The sequence below is a fragment of the Parachlamydiales bacterium genome, assembly GCA_041671045.1.
Classification (GTDB): domain Bacteria; phylum Chlamydiota; class Chlamydiia; order Chlamydiales; family JABDDJ01; genus JABDDJ01.
Genome location: JBAZCF010000003.1, coordinates 183,113 through 202,257, shown reverse-complemented (window position 1 = coordinate 202,257; position 19,145 = coordinate 183,113). Strand labels below are relative to the sequence as shown.

Below are 19,145 nucleotides of genomic sequence, written 5' to 3'. Positions count from 1 at the left end.
CCATAAAGCGGCGGTTAATCCGCCGTTTTTTTGGGTGCAATGAGCAATCCTATCCCGCGCTGTATTGCTTTACGTAAAATGGTTCTTCCGTTATTATTTGTTTGTTTTTTTTGGAAGTTGGAATGAATAAACCAATTTCAGAGAGTGTGCTTGGAATTATTCCAGCACGTTTCGCTAGTCAGCGTTTTCCCGGAAAGCCTCTCGCATTTCTGGCAGGGAAGTCCCTCCTTCAAAGAACTTATGAAAATGCCCAGAATTCAAAGTGTTTTGACCATATCGTCATTGCTACCGATGATGAGCGTATTTATGAACATGCCGTAGGATTTGGTGCAGAGGTATTCATGACCCCTGTAGACTGTCCGACAGGAACTGACCGCATCTCCACGCTGCTAAAAAACACTCCGAAACTCAAAGACTATTCCCTGATCGTCAACATCCAGGGCGATGAACCTTGCGTATCAGCAGAATCGTTCCGAGCCGTAATCTCAGCTTTAACAAATAATCCTGATGCCGTCGTAGGAACATTAGTTACCCCTTTGACCTGTCTCGAGCAAGCAAAAAGCCGTTCTATCGTCAAATGTGTACGAGCATTGAACGGCAAAGCGCTCTATTTTACGCGATCCCTTATCCCGGGCGGGAAGACAGATGACCATCAGGGCCGCAACTACTACCGCCATATTGGCGTATACGCATTTAGAAATGATTTTTTAATAAAATATGACTTGCTGGAGCCCACACCGCTTCAGTCAGCCGAAGATTTAGAACAACTCAAGATCCTTGAACATGGATACACCATAGCAACTGCCTGCGTAGAGGAAGAAGCTATCGGGGTGGACACTCCTGAGGATCTTCATAATTTAGAATTAAAACTATGCACTGTAAATATATCTTTGTCACCGGCGGCGTCTGTTCATCCCTAGGAAAAGGACTGACCGCAGCTTCTATAGGCATGCTCTTAGAGAAAAAAGGGCTGCACATTGCTATGATGAAATTAGACCCATATCTTAACGTCGATCCGGGCACGATGAATCCCTTTCAGCATGGCGAAGTTTACGTCACTGACGATGGCGCTGAAACTGACTTGGATCTAGGCCATTACTTCCGTTTTACTTCTTCGCCCCTTTCCATCCTTTCCAATACAACCTCAGGACAGATCTACAATACTGTCATTCGGCGTGAAAGACGTGGAGACTATCTAGGCAAAACAGTCCAAGTAATTCCCCACATTACCGACGAAATTAAACAACGCATTTTAGCCTGTGCAAAACAGAGCAGTGACATCGATGTCGTGCTGGTCGAGATCGGCGGTACCGTAGGCGATATCGAATCACAGCCCTTCATGGAAGCAATCCGTCAATTCCGCAACGAACATACCGGTTCCTGCTTAAATATACACCTCACCTATGTTCCTTTCATTAAGGCTGCCGGCGAGGTTAAAACTAAACCCACACAACACTCTGTACAAGTTATGCGCAGCATCGGCATTTCTCCGGAAATTATACTTTGCCGCTGTGAAGAAAGCTTGGATGAAGATGTAAAAGATAAAATCAGCCTATTTTGCAACGTCCAACGGGAAGCTGTCATCGAAGAACCGGATGTGCGCCACAGTATTTACGAAGTTCCTCTGAAGCTGCAAGAACAAGGACTCGATACTCTCATTTGCCGCATGCTAGGACTTAAAGAAGCATTCAGCGACCTGACAGAATGGGAAAAGATTTTGGACACCATCAAAAATCCTAAAGGTAAAATCACCCTTGGCCTCGTCGGTAAATACGTGCTGCACCAAGATGCATATAAGTCCGTCACTGAGGCTTTACATCATGCAGCCATGTTTCATGGTTATAAACTTGAAGTTAAAGCTATTGAGGCTGAGTCACTTCCATCTCATCCTACATTGGATGACTGCGACGGCTGCCTAGTGCCTGGCGGTTTTGGTGAAAGAGGCTGGGAAGGAAAACTCCTCGCCGCTAAAATCTGCCGCGAGCAAAAACTCCCTTATTTTGGCATTTGCTTAGGCATGCAAGTCATGGCTGTTGAATTTAGTCGCAATGTGATGGGGTGGAAGGAAGCCAATAGCACTGAAATTGATCCTCACACACCTTTTCCGGTGATTTCCCTGTTATCTGAACAAAAAGAAGTGCAAGATATAGGCGGAACAATGCGTTTAGGCGCCTATCAAGCTAGGTTAACGCCAGGCAGCCTTGCCCATGCTGCTTATAAAAGCGATGTTGTTAGCGAAAGGCACCGCCATCGCTACGAATTCAACAATAAATATTTAACCGAAATGGAAGAAAAAGGTTTCAAAGTCACCGGCTTACTCGAAGGGGGCTCCCTGTGTGAAGTCGCCGAAATCGAAGGACATCCTTGGATGCTAGGAGTTCAGTCCCATCCTGAGTTCAAATCCAAGCCTACAGCACCTCATCCGCTCTTTGTCGCTTTTGTGGGCGCCATGATCAAAAAACATACCGGCAAAAATGGCTGATTTAGCAAAACGCATTCTCGCTGTAGACTTCGGTTTAGCGCGTGTAGGATTAGCGATCTCTGATGAACGTCAGATGGTCGCTCTTACCGTAGGCCGTGTCGCCGGATCCAAAAAGACAGACGTGACAGTTAAAACTGTGATGGATGCTTTAGAAAAAGCCCAAAAAGATTACCGCTGTCAAATCGATGAAATTGTCGTCGGTTTGCCATTAATGATGAACGGTACGATCGGTTTTTTAGCAGATGAAGTGAAGCATTTTGCTAAGCTTTTAGAGGAAGCTTCCGGCCGCAAAGTTATCTTCTGGGATGAACGCTTAACCTCGGTTCAAGCGGAACGCACCCTGAAAGAAGGGGGCATGTCTCGCAAAAAAAGAACGCAACACGTTGATAATGTGGCAGCTGTGTTAATATTGCAAAACTATTTGGATCACTTGGCTTTCAAAAAAAATTCAGTATATAATCCCGATTGAAACCAAAGGTACCCCCTATGACTTCTACTCCAGCACTTCAATTCGAAAATCCTCTTGAAGATCTTGAACGTCCAGTCAAGAGTGTTCAGCCTTGTATCCTCGTTATTTTTGGCGCCACCGGTGATTTAACGGGCAGAAAACTTCTCCCTGCACTATATAATCTTGCGCAAGATGGCGAGCTACCCGTGCGTTTCGCCTGTGTCGGCTTTGCTCGCAGGCCCAAGTCCCATGAAGAATTCCGCGAAGAGATGCATAAAGCCATCAATGAGTTTTCCAGGGTAAAACCTGTGGATGATAATTTTTGGAAGACCTTTTCTGAATCCATCTACTACCACCGCTCAGAATTCGATAATGACGAAGGGTATAAGGATCTTAAAAAGTTTTTGGACGATCTCGACACTAAGCTCGGAACACAAGGGAATAGAATCTATTATCTTTCTACACCCCCAAGCTATTTTCCACAGATTATCGAGAAGTTGTCCCACAACAATCTCATCTATGAACAGAGCGATCAAACAGGACCTTGGTCACGTGTCATCATCGAGAAGCCCTTTGGCCATGATTTGGAGACAGCGCAAAAACTGCAGACAGAAATCACACACTATCTGGACGAACAGCAAATATACCGTATTGACCACTATCTAGGGAAAGAAACGGTCCAAAACTTAATGGTTTTCCGCTTTACCAATCCAATCTTCGAATCTCTTTGGAACAAGCAGCACATCGACCATATTCAAATTACTGTATCTGAAGATATCGGCATTGGAACACGTGGACACTTTTTTGAAGAAGCCGGAAACCTGCGGGATATCGTCCAAAACCACATGATGCAGATCTTCTCTATTGTCACGATGGAGCCGCCGAATAATCTAAATGCCGCTTCTATCCGTTCTGAAAAAGTTAAGGTGATGGAGGCAATCCGCCCATTTGATAAGGAACAGCTTAAAACAAATATCATCCGAGGACAATATGGTCCAGGCTATATTGAAGGCAAGCCTGTCTTAGGATATCGAGAAGAGAAAGATGTTAACCCTAAAAGCAACGTGGAAACCTTTGTCGCCATGCAGCTTTTTGTCGACAACTGGAGATGGGCAGGTGTACCATTTTTCTTGCGAGCAGGAAAAAGGCTCCCAAAACGTACGACAGAAATAGCCATTACTTTTAACCGCGCTCCTAGTTTTATCCACCAATATGATGTTAAAAGGGCAACAGCAAACGTGTTGGTCATACGCATTCAGCCGGACGAGGGTATAAGCCTGAAATTCAACTGTAAAGTCCCCGGTTTACACGCTCCCTTGCAGCCTGTAAAAATGGACTTCCTTTACAGTTCATTCTTCGGCTCCACTCCTCCAGAAGCTTATGAAAGGCTTATTTGCGACTGCATTGCTGGCGACAACACATTATTTGCTTCCATTGATGAGGTTTTTTCTTCGTGGAGGTTATTTTCCCCCGTTCTTAATGATTGGGAACAAGATACCAACCCGCCTTTCCCTAACTATGCCTCCGGAACGTGGGGTCCAAAAGAAGCTGATGACCTAATCAGCCGTACTGGACGTCAGTGGCGTTTAATATAATAAAGCTAGGATAGGAAAAATACATCAATGACATCCACACAAGATATATCCGACCTAATAATGCCTTCTCCCCCCTCCAAAAATATTCCTCGAGCTTGTTTGTTTAACTTGGTTGCATACGCACCCAACGCTAAACGTCTGCCGCGCATCTTAGAGATAGTCCACGCGATAGGATCAAAATTTCCTTGCCGGCTTGTACTGATTACGCACGCGCAAGAGGCAGCCGGTGTAAGGGTAGAGACATTACCCAATCCTTGCGTTAAGCAGAAAAACGGCTACGATCAAGTCTTCATCTATGCAGACTCAGAGAAGTTAAATAAAGTTCCTTTTCTGGTAATGCCCTATCTCATTCCCGATCTGCCCATAAACCTTTTATGGGATGAAGATCCCACTTCGGATGATCCTGTCCTTAATTATCTTAAAGGTTTTGCTACCCGTATCATTTTTGACGCTTCGGGCATTGAGGACTGGTCTGCTTTTGCACACCGCATGGGGGTTCTTATAGGTCAAAATTCGTATGACTATATGGATATCTCCTGGGCATTGATCAGCAGCTGGAGGGATACTGTAGCACGCCTATTTAATGACGCCCAAGCCCTGGACGAACTGCGCCGCTGCCAAAAGGTGCGTATCCTATGCCGCCATTCCACAGACTATGCCACAGGGATCTATCTTCTCAGTTGGCTTTCAGCACAGCTAGATTGGAAGCTTGTGCAGAGCAAACAGTGCGAAGGCGTGATCGAAACCACTTTTGCCTTCGACAAAGCGAACATCGCCACCGCAATCGCAGAACAACCCTCTACAGTAAAAAGCGAACACGGCATTGCATCTGTCGAAATCGTCACATCGAGTGGAACTGTCTATCAGATGACCCACCGTCCCGCCTGCAGAACAGTCATCACACATGTCATCCACGATAGCTGCTGCGACCTTCCTATCACACTCCCCTTTGCATGCCTTAACCAAAGTTTTGCTTTTATGAAGGAACTCCTTCACCACCGCTCTAGCAGCCATTATCGCAATATGCTCTCCAAACTGACCGAATTTAAAAACGTTAAGAAAAACCACTCCTAAGTAGGTAAGCAATGTATTCATTTGACGATCGCAGAAATATTATTGTCATCCCTACTAAAGATGAAGCAGTGCAGTTTGCTGCCAACGATTGGATTGCAAATGCTAAATCCGCCATCAGCCGACACGGGGCCTTCTATGTTGCACTTTCCGGAGGAAGCACTCCTACAGCTATTTTCAAAAATTTAGCCGAGAGGCATAGTACAGACATCGATTGGACTAAAGTGTTCCTGTTCTGGAGTGATGAAAGGAGTGTTCCTCCTGAACACAAAGATAACAATTATCGCTCTGCAATGGAAGCCGGCCTTATCGCTTTGCCGATTCCTACACAGCATATTTTCCGGATGCATGCAGAAGACGGACAAGAGGCGGATAAACCCTATGAAGAACTTATCCGTAAAACAGTGCCTAACGCTGCCTTTGATCTGATCATGCTAGGCATGGGCGATGACGGCCACACAGCTTCCTTATTTCCTCATACAGAAGCGCTTAAAATTTCTGATCACTTAGTCGTTATGAATCACGTTCCCCAAAAATCTACCTGGCGTATGACATTCACATACCCTCTCATTCACAAAGCACATTATATCGTCATCTATGTGCTAGGGAGCGGCAAAGAAGAAATGGTTAAAAAAATCTTTAAAGGTCCTTTTCAGCCTATGGAATATCCTATTCAAAAGGTAGGAACTTCATCGAATAAAGCTTTATGGATCTTGGATGCTGCTGCAGCAGCCAACCTCGCTTTACCGGAGTCAGCATGCTTGTCTTAGGAATTGAAAGCACATGCGATGAAACAGCGTGTGCTCTTGTCAAGGATGGCAAAGAAATACTGGCAAATATTGTATCCTCACAAGCAGAAATGCACCTGGTCTATGGCGGAGTCGTTCCAGAGCTCTCTTGCCGGTCCCATGTAGAGACACTGATTCCCACCTTAGACCTTGCCTTAAAAAAAGCAGGATTACAGCTATCTGATATTGATCTCATTGCTGTCGCCTATGCTCCCGGTCTTGTCGGCGCGCTATTACTGGGGCTCAACACAGCCAAAACACTTAGCCTTGCTCTGAATATCCCCTTTGTCGGCGTTAACCACGTAGAAGGCCACCTGTATGCAGCTATCATGTCGCACGAAGAAGAACCGCGTTTTCCTTGTTTAGGTGTAGTGTTGTCAGGTGGACATACAGCACTGTGGAAGGTTGGTGCTGTGGGAGAATATCAATTATTAGGACAAACGATTGATGATGCTATCGGCGAAGCTTTTGATAAGGTCGCTAAGATGTTAGGTCTTCCCTATCCCGGCGGACCCGCAGTCGAAGAATTAGCATTAGCAGGAAAACCTATTATTCCCCTTCGCCCAGGTAAGATCAAAGATAAGCCGCTGGATTTTTCTTTCAGTGGACTCAAAACCGGTGTCTTATATTCAATTCGCAAGCCTGGAGAAGAGGTGAAAATATTATCAGACGAACAAAGAGCTGATGTAGCAGCATCTTTCCAGGAAGCTGCATTGAATGATGTTGTTTCTAAAGTCATCTTAGCTGCTCAAGAGCATGATTTAAAAGATGTTATCTTGGGCGGCGGAGTCGTCAATAACAAGCGGCTCAGAGTGATCCTTCAGCAAAAAGCTCCCCACTTGAAGTGCTTTTGGCCTAGTCCTGAGATGAGTTTAGATAATGCTGCTATGATAGCAGGTTTGGGGTATCATGTTTTCCGTCGTAAAGGAAATACCGGTGACAGTTTTACGTTGCAATGCCAAACACGTTTACCCATTACAGGAGGCTGAGTGACAAGCCACGTTATCACTTAGCCCATTGTATATATATTTCTCTTTCAGTTCCTTTGACTGAAGATAAAATTCTCTCAGTAGCTCATTGTGTTCTCATGAACTCTCTCAAGGTTTGTTTATTGAATACCTTAATCCTAAACCAATCGCTAACTTTACGAATACCCATTGCTTTCAATTTGTCAGAGACAATAACGTTCAATTCATGAGGTTTCAATCCTCCTGCCTCATCTTCCTTAAGTATTCCGCACTCGATATAATCCCTTCTGGTGTAGATAGAACACGCACTAAGCAACTCAAAGGCTTTTGAAGAAGCAACCAAATCATTATCCAAAATGTGATTGCGATAGATGATACCGTACGGGCACCCTTCAATCAGAGAGCTATTAGTTTCCACTGCAAGATTCTTTTCAAGATGCTCGTTCAACATTTTCAGGATTTGAGCCGATTGTGGATCACCTTTATGCTTTTCCATTAATAAGGAATTTAAGTGGATTAATTCTTTTATGTGTTGTGCATCCTGTACACAAGAATACACTTCTTCACTATTACTTAAACGTAAGCTGAAGTGATGGTACTGTGAGATAAGTTCCTTTAAAGAGTGAAGTGTTTCGGAATCTTTGATAAGCCCCTCAAATAGCATAAGTAATTTCTTTGTCGCTTCAGATCTTATGGAAATCAGGTATGAAAGTCGATCAATCTCCTTAATGTCATCACAAGTTAATTCACAAGTGATGGAGATACTGCGGAACCTATCATTGATTGCATCAATTTCATTTTTCGTACTATTGTTCCTTTCGATAAATTTCTTACGGATGTCTCTCATTGCCGTTCTCATTTCATTCGAAGGTACTTTCCTAAACATTTCATTTACTTTTTTTATCCAGTCTATATCAGCGCTGAACAAGATTTCTTCTAAAACATCCACTGATACTGTAGATAATATTTTAGCTGTTTTGTGATGATAGCTAGCGCACCTTTCAACCTTGTATAATAATGAAACGACTTGCAAGGAACCAAAATTTTGAACAACTTGTGATATGTCTTCAAGCCTATCCAAAATTAATATGGACGACATGACATTATCCACCTTATCGGAGCCGTTTGTCTCGTTGGATGTTTCACGGCTAAATGTTTCCAACCTTTGGCTGTCTTGTATTTCTTTTAAGTGATCCGATGCCATAAGATATCTTGCAGCAATATTAGGCGAAGAGGAAGGGCTGACAGGAGAGTGCTGAGAAGGTAAATAGAATATTGCACTTTTATTACGCGACATATGATTGGAAACTATTTCTTGAATGACCTCATTCAATCTCGTTAATGAATTAACCAGTTTACTATCGTTGATTTTCAGTTTGATGATTTCGTTTTCTACTATGAGAAGAATGCCATCTTTAGAAATTTTATCTACTTTAGTTTTAAGAACTGATAACATGCCTTTATCTTGTACTGAGCGAAAGAATTCTGATGTTAATGAGTTTGCTAACTGCTCAATTTTATCTCGTAATATTTTACTTTCTTGCCTGGAGAAATTCTTTTCATCTATGTTTCCGGTTTTCCATGCTAACGCTAAAATTCCATAGCGCTGTATTTGGGCTACCCTCCCTTTTTGATAGTCTTCCTCTTGGATTAATTGTTTAAGATTTCCCGCGGTATTATAGCTTAGTAATCTGAATAAGAAAGGATCAGTGCTCATAAGGTATCCTTTTTTTAGTACATTGCTTTCCTAACGATTTTCTAAAAAAACAACAATAGATTTGACAGCAAAGCAAATGAAGTTATACCTTCTCCAAATATTTTTAGATAATTTTGATTTGGGAGAAAATCATGAAAATATTTCACTGGTTTATGCTTGCATGCATATTTTGTTTTGGGCAGTTGTGCGCGATTAAATATCAGCTTTCTGCAGTAATGATCTTTAACAACGAAGCAAATTTCCTGCGTGAATGGATAGAATATCACAAATTAGTAGGTGTAGAACACTTCTGGTTATATAACAACAATAGTACAGATAATTATAAAGAGGTTTTACAGCCTTATATCGACTCAGGGCTTGTGGAACTTACCGAATGGCCATCTGACCGTTTAGAGAATGATTGGGATCATTACACCTTAGGTGTACAGCCGGCAGCATATGTAAATGCTGTTAATAGAAGTAAGAAGAAAACTAAATGGCTGGCAGTGATCGATTCAGATGAATATATCGTTCCAGTCAAACATGCAACTGTCACAGAATGTCTGAACAAGCATTTTAAAAATGCTGCAGGCGTTTGTGTAAATTGGCAGTGCTATGGAACTTCCTATGTTGAAAGCATCCCCTCCAACAAACTTATGATCGAATCATTGTTATATAAAGCACCAAAAGATCACCCAAAAAATCTATATTATAAATCTATCGTGCGCCCAAAATACGTAACCGACTGCGGCAACCCGCATTACTGTATGTATAAAGACAAGTATTTTCATGTGAACTGCCTCAATCAGCAGGTGGGACAACAAAATAATGGTGTCAACATTGACCTGCTCCGCATTAACCATTACTGGACAGGTGATAGAGATCGCTACTACAACATCAAGATTCCTCGTTATATGAAATGGGGACATCCAATGGAAATGTTAATTCAATGGGAAAACTGTTTTAATGAAGAATATGATGATAGTATTTTGCCATTTGCAGAAAAACTTAGAAAACGTTTAGGAATGAAGTGATAACCTAGGAGTCTTTATGCGTAGTTTTATAAATTTGAAGTTCATTCTTGCTGCACTAACCATTACATCGGTTTGTTACGGCGCAACATACACTCCTCAAGCGAGTCCTTCCCAGCAACCAGCAACTACGCCGTCTGAAGATCAGCAAACTCCGGCAGCTCAGCTTCCTCAAGCTGATTTAGAAGCAGGACTTGCAGCGGGTGAGCAGTGGCTTAAATTTATCGATAGCGGCACTTATACAAGCAGTTGGGATAATGGCTCCCTACAATTCAAAACAGTGGTATCCAAAGGGGATTGGGACACTGCAATGAAGAAATTAAGACAACCACTGGGAACCGTGAAATCTAGAAAGCTTGTAGATCTACGCACAGCCGTTAATCCTCCCGGAGTAGCAAAAGGCGACTATATTGTCCTTGTGTATGATACAGACTTTTCAACACGGCCCAAGGCTGGCGAGTTATTGACCCTTGTAAAAGAAAGCGATGGCCAGTGGCGCGTTATGTCCTATTTTGCGCGTTAATGCCCTTTAATTATGCGTCTATTTTCTTGTCAGAGTGGCTACATTGTAGCCGCTCTATTTATCTCACTGTAATTGCATATTATATTTACTCACCTTAATTAAATTAAAAATTTAATCTAACTTTACAATAAATATTTTCTGGGTATAAATTAAAGATATACTGCTACTATAATTTAATAATGGATTTAATATGAATATGCAATTGAGTCCAGACCAGTATAATGCCTTCTTCGGAGAGATTATTGAAAAAGGCGTAAACAAAAAATTTGGAACACAAACGACATTTGATGAACTGCTCAGCAATCCCCAATATCTTAAAAATGAAGAAGTCTATTCTGTAGCATTAGAAGTCTTTAATAAAGCAATGGCTCTCCCGGATAGTGATGAAAAAATGGAAATGCTGGTGAGGGCTCATGAGATCCTTACGTCAAAAAGTTCCAATATAGCTTCTGTCATTTCTTCTTTTCTAACCTATATCCCCGGAACACAAAATAACACTGAAAATAATGCTATGATTTCGACAGAATCGTATTTCCACTCACATTTCAAAGATTTTATCTTAGCCCGCAGCCATGTGCATGAAAAAATGGATATGTTTCAAAGAAATTTCACCGCAAATTATGATCGAATCGATAGATGCATGAACGAACTAGGTGTTGATCCTCAGCAATGGAATGATTTAAAGGTCGCTCTAGAAAAGAACAATCAAAGCGATAGTATGCACCATTGGGATAATATTCTGACTAACATAAGAGGGAAATTTCCCGGGTTTAAAAGTAATGGAGATGTTCAAAAGTTTTTGTTCAATCAATTGTCTATAGGTGCGGCTGTCAAAGCCCAATCCAATACAGAAGCACGATTTTTAGCCTTATTTCCCTCTTTTCCTAAAGATGTACATCTTTTGGAACAAGAAATCAGTCTTTTGAAAGGAAGGGGTTTAGTCAAATTAGATGATTTTATTGACTCCCAAGCAAAACGGATAGAAGTTCCCTTTAATCCGAAAGAATTTACATCAAAAAGTCTTACAGAAATCTCCCCTCATGAATTTAAAAAGCTGCAGCAATTTCTAGAAGATGTTCCGCCAAGTCATGAGCAAAAATATATAGACTTCCTACGTACCAACAATATTGATGAACAAGATCTAAATGCTCTATCACATTTTGAGAAGGATTATAGAACTTATTTTACTCGTTTCCCTCCCAAAGAAATTCAAACAACAGAACAAACAAATAGCTTAAGGGAGTTCTTTTTTCCTCCCAAGACAAGTTATAGTTTAGATGAACTTATACTTGCGGAGGAAAATAAACGGTCATTTAACAATACCCTAGATGAATTTGAGGAATCTCAAGTCGAAAGGGAGGGAGGGGTTAATACGGAGAATCGGCATCAACCTATTGTTCAAAACCCTTTTGATGAAGAAGTCCCGATAACATCTACAAGTAAGATCACCCGCCCCTCCTCTTTTAACTCCCAACATCTCGAAGAGCATTTACCTAATATCATAAATAATGAAAAACTATCACCCCAACAAAAGGGCCATATCTATTCGATTGCTTTAGAGAACCAAAATTATCTCTGCGGAAATAGCCCAGAAACTCCATCTCAGACTATATCCTACTTCAAGAGGTTAGATCAAGAAAGCGTCGAAACCATTGTGCAATTATCTAAGCCTTCTTTTATTCCTTCTTCTGTAGATAAACCCATTCAATTAGGTGCTAAGTCCTCCGTCAGGCTTGTTGTTGGAAACACGCAACCTGTAAATAAAACAGACATATTAATGAATCGATCCATTATAGAGGTTAAAACTGAAAACTCTGTTAAGAGATATGAAGTGCTTTCGCTGCAAGACAATGGAAATGTAAAGAGTTTTTTTGACCCCGAAATGATGCCGGAATTTACAATAGCCGAAGATGATGACTGGGACTTTATTCAAGAAAACGATATTTCTCTTTCAGAAAAACCTTCTGTTTTTAATCCCGTATTAGAAGCGGATGATCCTTGGAATCCAGAAGGGAAAGCCCTGACAATAGAAGATACCTCACCTAAATCGCAAAACAAAGCCACCCCTTCTTTAACATTTATAGGATCCTACGGGCAATTATCGGTGCAAAGGCTGGCTATACTTAGCGCTGAAATAAAGAAAAGTGAGGATCAAGGAAAAAGATGCATCGTCAACGACACGCCTGACCAGGAAAACAGTTCCGCCTTAGTCATCTTTCATCATTTGAACGAAAACTCAAAGAAGGAGTTAAAAGCAGAAGGTACAATTCGAGAATACCAGCAATTCGCCCCTGTCTTACGTGACAAAGACTACTTAAAGACAGTGGTTCTCAAGGCGCTAGAGAACAGGAATCAACCCCCAAAATAATTGGCCTATTCTTTCAAAGCATCATAGATAGAGTTGTACTTGTGAAAAATATGCTTCTTCATCAGCTGTACAGCATCTAAGTGAGGTGTTTTACCGTGGCTATCTTTAGCCCCATTCTCAATGAATTTAATCGCGTTATCAAGATCGCCTTTTTCATCTTCTATAAATGCAATCGTCGCTTTGATGTAAGCATTTTTTAACTGCTGTTTTTCATCGCCATTTTCAATGAGGGCTTTGTTAAAAGCTAAAACAGCTTTCTTATTATTATCTGCCAATGCGTACATCTGCCCCAAATGAAAATACAAGGTGCTTATTTGGCTTTTATCCAGCTTATTATTTATGCTGAGGTATTCCTGAATAAGAATTGCCGCTTCTTTATATTTCTTTTGGACTGCATACAAACGCCAACCGTTATTTAAGGACTCAAACTTATTGTAGTGCAGATGCAGAAGGTCGTCAGGCTTAGGCAAATTTGACATGGTTGATAGAGCTAAAGCTGCTGAGAAGACCATAAATTACTCCTTATAAAGGATAAAAAATTCATTTATCCTCTAATAACTATTATACCTCCAGAAAATTTTATTTAGAATAGACTGTGACGTTTATTGTTCAGCTTTGACATGTCTTTTTTTCTTAGCCCTTAGAAAATTAGATTCTGCAGCCCTAACTTAGATTAAGTGAATAATATTGAGATGTTTATAGTGATAATTCTATTTTGCGAAGTGAAACGTTCCCTAGCTTATTACATTTCCTAACTTCGTGGCTTGTCGAGGGCTGGGAAAGCGGTGACACTTGTCACCGCTTTCCTCTACTAAAGTTAAGCTTATCCAATACGTGAACCCGGTGGAGCATTGGGTACGGTCAAAAGTTCGAGCTTATCATCCCATTTTGCTGCTAATAGCATTCCGTGGCTTTCCACTCCCAAAAGTTTAGCCGGCTGCAAGTTAGCGACTAATACAATGTGTTTATTCAAAATTTCTTCCGGAGTGTAGTAAGTAGCTATCCCTGCAACAATCGTACGCATTTTAGATCCATCATCCAATTGTAGTTTGAGGAGTTTTGTGCTTTTAGTTATCTTCTCGGCAGCAACTACTTTTGCAACACAAAGGTCTACGCTGCGGACTTGATCAATAGTAATCACATTTACATGCGCACATTTTGCTTTTGCTGATGCTGCTTCTTCCTTATGCAGGGAGGCGTGCAGCTTAGCAACTTCCGCTTCAATAGCGCTATCCTCAATCTTTTGGAAAAGAATTTCCGGCTTACCTAACTTCATATCCTCTTCCAGTTTTTCGTCTAGATTTACAGGAAGATTTAAACCCAGCATACGCCAAATTTTTTGTGCGCTCTCAGGAATAATAGGATAACTCGCTATTGCAAGGATTCGCAGGCATTCAATACATAGACGGATAGTTGTATTGACTTTCTCAAATTGCTGCTCTTTTGCATCTTGCCAAGGTTTTTTATCGTTAAAGTAAACGTTTCCCTTCTGAGCAATTTCCATGACCAACTGACAGGCGCGGCGAACCTTGAAATTTTCAAAAGCTTCATTTAGCTCGTTGTGAAGCGTCTCTAAGTCTGCCAGGAATTGACGGTCTTTATCCGATAACTCCCCTGCTTTCGGGACTGCCCCATCGCAATGCTGTTGTGCAAACACAAGCACACGGTTGACTAAGTTACCAAACTTTCCAACAAGTTCGCTATTGACTTTGAGCTGAAAATCTTTCCATGTAAATTCAGAATCTGATGTTTCGGGCATATTGGAAGCAATGGTATAGCGGATTTGATCGCTTGTATAAGTTTTTAAGAATTCTTCCAAATCGATATACCATCCATCGGACTTACTGAATTGACGGCCTTCCAGTTTATAGAATTCGTTAGCCGGAAGTTCATCCACCAGTTTGTATGGCTGCTTTTGACCCATTGTCATGGCGGGGAATATAGCGGCATGAAAAGGGATGTTGTCTTTTCCGATAAACTGTACAAGCTTGGTTTTGGGATCCTGCCAATAGTCTTTCCATTTTTCCGGGGTGCCATTGAGCTGAGCCCATTCAATCGTAGCTGAGATATATCCTATGGGAGCATCAAACCAAACGTATAGTACTTTACCTTCTGTACCGGGCAAGGGAATAGGAACACCCCATGTCATATCGCGTGTGATCGCTCTGGCATGCAGCCCGTCAATATACCCCTTGATAAAATTGACGACGTTAGGCTTCCAATTTTTACCTTCCAACCATGTGAGCAATTCGCCTTTGAAATCTTCCAGCTGAAGAAACCAATGTTTTGTGGGTCTACGGGTTAGTGGTGATCCGGTAAGTTTTGAGCAAGGATTGATAAGATCGATCGCGTCATAGGAAGTGCCGCATTGTCCGCATTCATCGCCACGCGCTTTCTCGTAGCCGCATTTAGGGCAAGTTCCTATCACATAGCGGTCTGCTAAGAATTTATCATCTTTTTCTGAATAAAGTTGGTCTGTCACCTTCTCAACGATATGTCCTGCTTGATATAAGTCATTGAAGTAAGCATGTGTAACAGGGATATGGCCTTCCCAAGTGGTACGAGCATAATGGTCGAACGAGACATTCATTTTGGCAAAAAGCGACTGGTTGATGTGGTGGAAGTTGTCCACATGTTCTCGCGGTGTTTTTCCAGCCAACTCGGCGCTGAGGGTGATTGCCATGCCATATTCGTCAGAACCGCTGATATATAGGACATCATTACCTTGGAGTCTTTTGAAACGGGCATAGCAATCAGCCGGTAGATAAGCGCCAGCAATATGACCAAAGTGCATAGGACCGTTTGCGTAGAGAAGTGCAGAAGTTATTAAGATTTTTTCTTTATGTTTTAGAGTCTTCGACATTGACCATGACCACTTTTGTAGGTTTTTGTACTATGAGCACCTCGAATTCCGTTCCGGGCACTATTTTCCACCCTAACAATACATTATTATCGACATCGACATAGAGCGGGCCGGGCTTTGCTAGGGCGAACTCGGGCTGTACATCGCGCGGAGAACTGTTTGAAGATGAATATGTGGTTTGGAAGCCACGTAAGGGAGGGTGTGTTTTTTTTATATAATCTTGTTGATCTTTGGTGAGGCTTCCCCAGGATACATAGCGTCCTGGATGTCTTTTTTGCAGGAATGTCCAATCTACCCGGACTGTATCATACCAGGTGAGCGAGTTGGAAAATATTCTGCCGGTGTCTCTGCAAAAGGATGAGCTTTTCAGTTTGAACATCGGATTATCGTAGGAATTATATTCGTAGAGGAAGCGTAGGATCTGTTCTTTGGAATAAAACGTTAAGGATTCAGCCCTTCTCAATGGAGAGCCCGTGTAGGGGCAAACACTGTCCCTTTGTTTCTGGACCCACCACCCAAAAAAGAAGGTCAGGCAGAGCGAAGCAAAGAGTAATAGTAAGAGGATAGTTGTATAGAGGATGTCTCCAGTGAAGCTGCGATCAACCATATTTACATCCAATTCTAAAAAGATTTGCTTAAATAGCCAAGCCCAACGATGGAGTCCTGGCTATCTGTTGCTATAGGGAGCCCTTAGCTTTTTTCGCGGGAGCTTTTTTTCCCTTCGCTTTTTGCAGGAGGTTCGCTGTAGCGATAAGGTGCAGCTTCTTCTTCGTCTTCATCATCCAATAGATCTTCTAAATAATCTTTATTTTCAGAGATTTCTGCAAGGATGATGCTTGTGGGATTGAGGCCGATAGAATCTATACGTACGCGTGCAGATCTGCCTGAAATAATCATATTTTCGACGAGCTTAATCGCATGGTTAACTAAATCAAATTGGTTTGTGAATTTTGATTTAATAAATTCTGAGGTGATCCTGTCTTTTGAATCGGGGTGTTTGTTTTTGTCCATAACAGTCCTTTATTTAATTTTTAACAAAGCAGGACAAGAAGAGTCCTTTAATAAATGCTTAACTTTATACTCTTCAGCCTCAATAATCGTTTTAAGTGTGGCAACTGCCAAATCGATTTTACTGTTCACAATAGCATAATCATACTCGCGTGCGACTTTCAATTCCACCATCGTATGCAACATTCTTTGCTCAATCACTTCGGGAGTGTCTGTGCCTCGCAAAATAAGTCTTTGCCGCTGAATTTCAAGTGAGGGTGGCAAAATGAAAATATAGGACGCTTTAAGCTTTTCTTTTAGAAGGAGAGCCCCCTGTGTATCGATTGTCAAGATGACATGTTTTCCATCTGCTCTTTGTTTTTCTACCCAATTTAAGGATGTCCCATAATAGTTGCCGCAGAATTCTACATACTCAAGAAAATCCCCTGCAGCGATTTTAGCTTCGAAGGCTTCCCGTGAAATGAAATTGTAGTGAATGCCGTTAAATTCACCGGTTCGTGGGGGACGTGTAGTGAAAGAGATACTGGCAATAACGCGGGGCATGACATCGGTCAGTTGTTTTACAAGTGTTGTTTTTCCTGTGCCTGCAGGAGCGCTAAGAACAAAGAGAAGTCCCTCCTTTAGATTGGGAGGTAGTGAAGAGGAGTTTCCTTTATTCGACATTTTGCACTTGTTCGCGGATACGTTCGACTTCATTCTTCATTTGCAACGTGAGCTGAATGATATCTAAATCCTGAGATTTTGAGCCTGATGTATTGATTTCCCGCGTAATCTCTTGGAGCAGAAATTCCAGTTCTTTCCCTACGGTAGGTATGTCGGCCTTTAGAAGCTGTTCCAGTTTGATAAGATGGGTTTTCAGTCTCAGGGATTCCTCGCTAATGTCAATTTTATCCACATAGATGCAGATTTCTCGGAGGATGCGTTCATCATTTTCAGTACCTGGAGATAGGGCTGCAAAGCGTTCAGTCAGTCTGTCTTTTAGTTTATTGGGAGCTTTTGAGGCCTTACTTGCCACTTCTTCAGACCATTTTTGCAGGTTTCCGCAGCGTTGCAGTAAGTCTGTCTGAATAGATTTACCTTCTTGCATTTTGGCTATTTCAAGATTGTCTAAAGCTTCCTGCAATCCCTTGAACAAAGGCTCCCAAATCCCCTCTTCATCCGCATGGTGATTGTCGGCAACAAAAAGATGATCTACGCGTGAAAAGAGACTTAGGGGGAGTTTCTCGTGCTCAGCATACCCCAGATGATCTGCAACAGTGCGCCAGGCTTTGCTTAGTTCATTAAGAAGGGGAACATTGACGTGTATGGGGTGATTTTCCTCACCTTTCCCCACTTGATGTATGCGGACAACGACGTTGCCGCGGTGGATGCGTGAGGAGATCTGAGCGCGAATTTTTGCATCGAAACGCAATAGATTGGCAGGGACGTAGCACTGCATCTCCAGATGCCGTTTATTCACGGATTGGATTTCTATCGAGTAAACGCCAAAGGAGGTTTCAACCTTGCTTCGGCTATAAGCTGTCATGCTTTTTAACATAGTCACTAAACTATATAGTTATAAATCAAATCCGTCAAGGAGTTAGGGCGCCTTCCGAACCACGCAGCCAACCGGCACGGGCTAAGTTGACCCTAGCATTAGGAAAGATCTCCTCTATTTGCTTCAACATGTCATCGGCTTTTTTACGCATAGACTTCTGCCCCACCGGGCAGCGGCACATTGCACGAAGAAAGCCTTTATCTTTCGCATAGGAAATAATTTGGTCTTCCGAGACGAATAGTAAGGGACGGATGATAGTTACGCCATAGTGGACCATCGGCACTTTGGCTAGATTCCCGGCAAACTCCCCTTTATGAAGAAGGTTCATCAGGAGTGTCTGTATATGGTCATCGCGATGGTGTCCGAATGCAACAATGGTGCTATCGTTCGCTTTGGCTGCATCAAACAAAAGACGGCGTCTCTCCCGGGAGCAGCTGTAGCATTCGAGAGTTTCAAGCTTCTGAGAGCTTTCAATCACTGTCAAGGGAACATGGAGATCATCACAGCATTTTTGCAAAAATTGTCGGCTCACTCCTGCGCCACAGGAAAACTCCCCACCGATATGGACAGCATGCAGCTTGAAGGGGGCGATTCCACGACCACTCACCTGGTGGAGTAGATGCAGAAGGGTAAGGCTATCTTTTCCTCCGCTTAACGCTACAGTGATCTTTGCCTCATCAGGAATGAGTTTATACGTAAAAATTGCTTTACGCATTAAACTTTCAACGACTCTAATACCGCTCATTATTCTTAAACTATTGAAAATA

At 42.1% G+C, this 19,145-nt stretch carries 18 protein-coding genes; 10 read left to right on the top strand and 8 right to left on the bottom strand.

Annotated features, from left to right (window positions below; genetic code table 11):
* Positions 1-122: 122 nt before the first annotated feature.
* Genes kdsB through tsaD form a run of 7 tightly spaced genes read left to right on the top strand, consistent with a single transcriptional unit; the run spans position 123 to position 7,373 of the window.
* Complete coding sequence (gene kdsB / locus WC222_05410; GenBank protein ID MFA6915814.1) at positions 123-920, top strand: 3-deoxy-manno-octulosonate cytidylyltransferase; 798 nt, start codon at positions 123-125, stop codon at positions 918-920.
* Positions 872-2,482: a CTP synthase gene (locus WC222_05405; GenBank protein ID MFA6915813.1), complete on the top strand. Its 1,611-nt coding sequence runs from the start codon at positions 872-874 to the stop codon at positions 2,480-2,482. The genes kdsB and WC222_05405 overlap by 49 nt, the downstream gene beginning before the upstream one ends.
* A complete protein-coding gene (gene ruvX / locus WC222_05400; protein MFA6915812.1) occupies positions 2,475-2,951 on the top strand; it encodes a Holliday junction resolvase RuvX in 477 nt (158 codons plus the stop codon). Before WC222_05405 ends, ruvX begins: the two co-directional genes overlap by 8 nt.
* Positions 2,952-2,968: 17 nt before the next feature.
* A complete protein-coding gene (gene zwf, locus WC222_05395) occupies positions 2,969-4,525 on the top strand; it encodes a glucose-6-phosphate dehydrogenase (protein MFA6915811.1) in 1,557 nt (518 codons plus the stop codon).
* A gap of 27 nt (positions 4,526-4,552) precedes the next feature.
* Positions 4,553-5,599, top strand: a complete 1,047-nt coding sequence (locus tag WC222_05390) for a glucose-6-phosphate dehydrogenase assembly protein OpcA (GenBank protein ID MFA6915810.1) — start codon at positions 4,553-4,555, stop codon at positions 5,597-5,599.
* 11 nt (positions 5,600-5,610) lie between these two features.
* The gene (gene pgl / locus WC222_05385) at positions 5,611-6,366 is read left to right on the top strand and encodes a 6-phosphogluconolactonase (protein ID MFA6915809.1); all 756 of its coding nucleotides are present in this window, start codon (positions 5,611-5,613) and stop codon (positions 6,364-6,366) included.
* The gene (gene tsaD, locus WC222_05380; protein ID MFA6915808.1) at positions 6,303-7,373 is read left to right on the top strand and encodes a tRNA (adenosine(37)-N6)-threonylcarbamoyltransferase complex transferase subunit TsaD; all 1,071 of its coding nucleotides are present in this window, start codon (positions 6,303-6,305) and stop codon (positions 7,371-7,373) included. Before pgl ends, tsaD begins: the two co-directional genes overlap by 64 nt.
* Positions 7,374-7,458: 85 nt before the next feature.
* Here the strand turns inward: tsaD and WC222_05375 are convergent, their stop codons facing one another.
* The gene (locus WC222_05375) at positions 7,459-9,069 is read right to left on the bottom strand and encodes a hypothetical protein (GenBank protein ID MFA6915807.1); all 1,611 of its coding nucleotides are present in this window, start codon (positions 9,067-9,069) and stop codon (positions 7,459-7,461) included.
* Between the two features lie 131 nt (positions 9,070-9,200).
* On the opposite strand from WC222_05375, the gene WC222_05370 reads away from it, so the two are divergent.
* From WC222_05370 to WC222_05360, 3 genes are all read left to right on the top strand, one after another.
* Positions 9,201-10,082 carry a glycosyltransferase family 92 protein gene (locus WC222_05370; protein MFA6915806.1) on the top strand — a complete coding sequence of 294 codons (882 nt, stop codon included), beginning with the start codon at positions 9,201-9,203 and terminating at the stop codon, positions 10,080-10,082.
* A 16-nt stretch (positions 10,083-10,098) separates the two neighbouring features.
* On the top strand, positions 10,099-10,602 hold the full coding sequence (locus WC222_05365; GenBank protein MFA6915805.1) for a DUF4019 domain-containing protein: 504 nt from the start codon (positions 10,099-10,101) through the stop codon (positions 10,600-10,602).
* A 190-nt stretch (positions 10,603-10,792) separates the two neighbouring features.
* A complete protein-coding gene (locus WC222_05360) occupies positions 10,793-12,970 on the top strand; it encodes a hypothetical protein (protein MFA6915804.1) in 2,178 nt (725 codons plus the stop codon).
* Between the two features lie 5 nt (positions 12,971-12,975).
* Here the strand turns inward: WC222_05360 and WC222_05355 are convergent, their stop codons facing one another.
* The 7 genes from WC222_05355 to WC222_05325 all read right to left on the bottom strand — a co-directional run bounded on the left by WC222_05355 (position 12,976) and on the right by WC222_05325 (position 19,123).
* Positions 12,976-13,482 carry a hypothetical protein gene (locus WC222_05355; GenBank protein ID MFA6915803.1) on the bottom strand — a complete coding sequence of 169 codons (507 nt, stop codon included), beginning with the start codon at positions 13,480-13,482 and terminating at the stop codon, positions 12,976-12,978.
* A gap of 311 nt (positions 13,483-13,793) precedes the next feature.
* A complete protein-coding gene (gene metG, locus WC222_05350) occupies positions 13,794-15,833 on the bottom strand; it encodes a methionine--tRNA ligase (protein ID MFA6915802.1) in 2,040 nt (679 codons plus the stop codon).
* Complete coding sequence (locus WC222_05345; GenBank protein ID MFA6915801.1) at positions 15,811-16,440, bottom strand: hypothetical protein; 630 nt, start codon at positions 16,438-16,440, stop codon at positions 15,811-15,813. Before WC222_05345 ends, metG begins: the two co-directional genes overlap by 23 nt.
* A gap of 83 nt (positions 16,441-16,523) precedes the next feature.
* Entirely contained in the window at positions 16,524-16,844 is a 321-nt protein-coding gene (locus WC222_05340; protein MFA6915800.1) for a hypothetical protein, read from the bottom strand.
* Between the two features lie 9 nt (positions 16,845-16,853).
* The gene (gmk, locus tag WC222_05335) at positions 16,854-17,504 is read right to left on the bottom strand and encodes a guanylate kinase (GenBank protein ID MFA6915799.1); all 651 of its coding nucleotides are present in this window, start codon (positions 17,502-17,504) and stop codon (positions 16,854-16,856) included.
* Entirely contained in the window at positions 17,494-18,366 is an 873-nt protein-coding gene (locus WC222_05330) for a YicC/YloC family endoribonuclease (GenBank protein ID MFA6915798.1), read from the bottom strand. The genes gmk and WC222_05330 overlap by 11 nt, the downstream gene beginning before the upstream one ends.
* A gap of 46 nt (positions 18,367-18,412) precedes the next feature.
* On the bottom strand, positions 18,413-19,123 hold the full coding sequence (locus WC222_05325; GenBank protein ID MFA6915797.1) for a tRNA 2-thiocytidine biosynthesis TtcA family protein: 711 nt from the start codon (positions 19,121-19,123) through the stop codon (positions 18,413-18,415).
* Between the last annotated feature and the right edge of the window lie 22 nt (positions 19,124-19,145).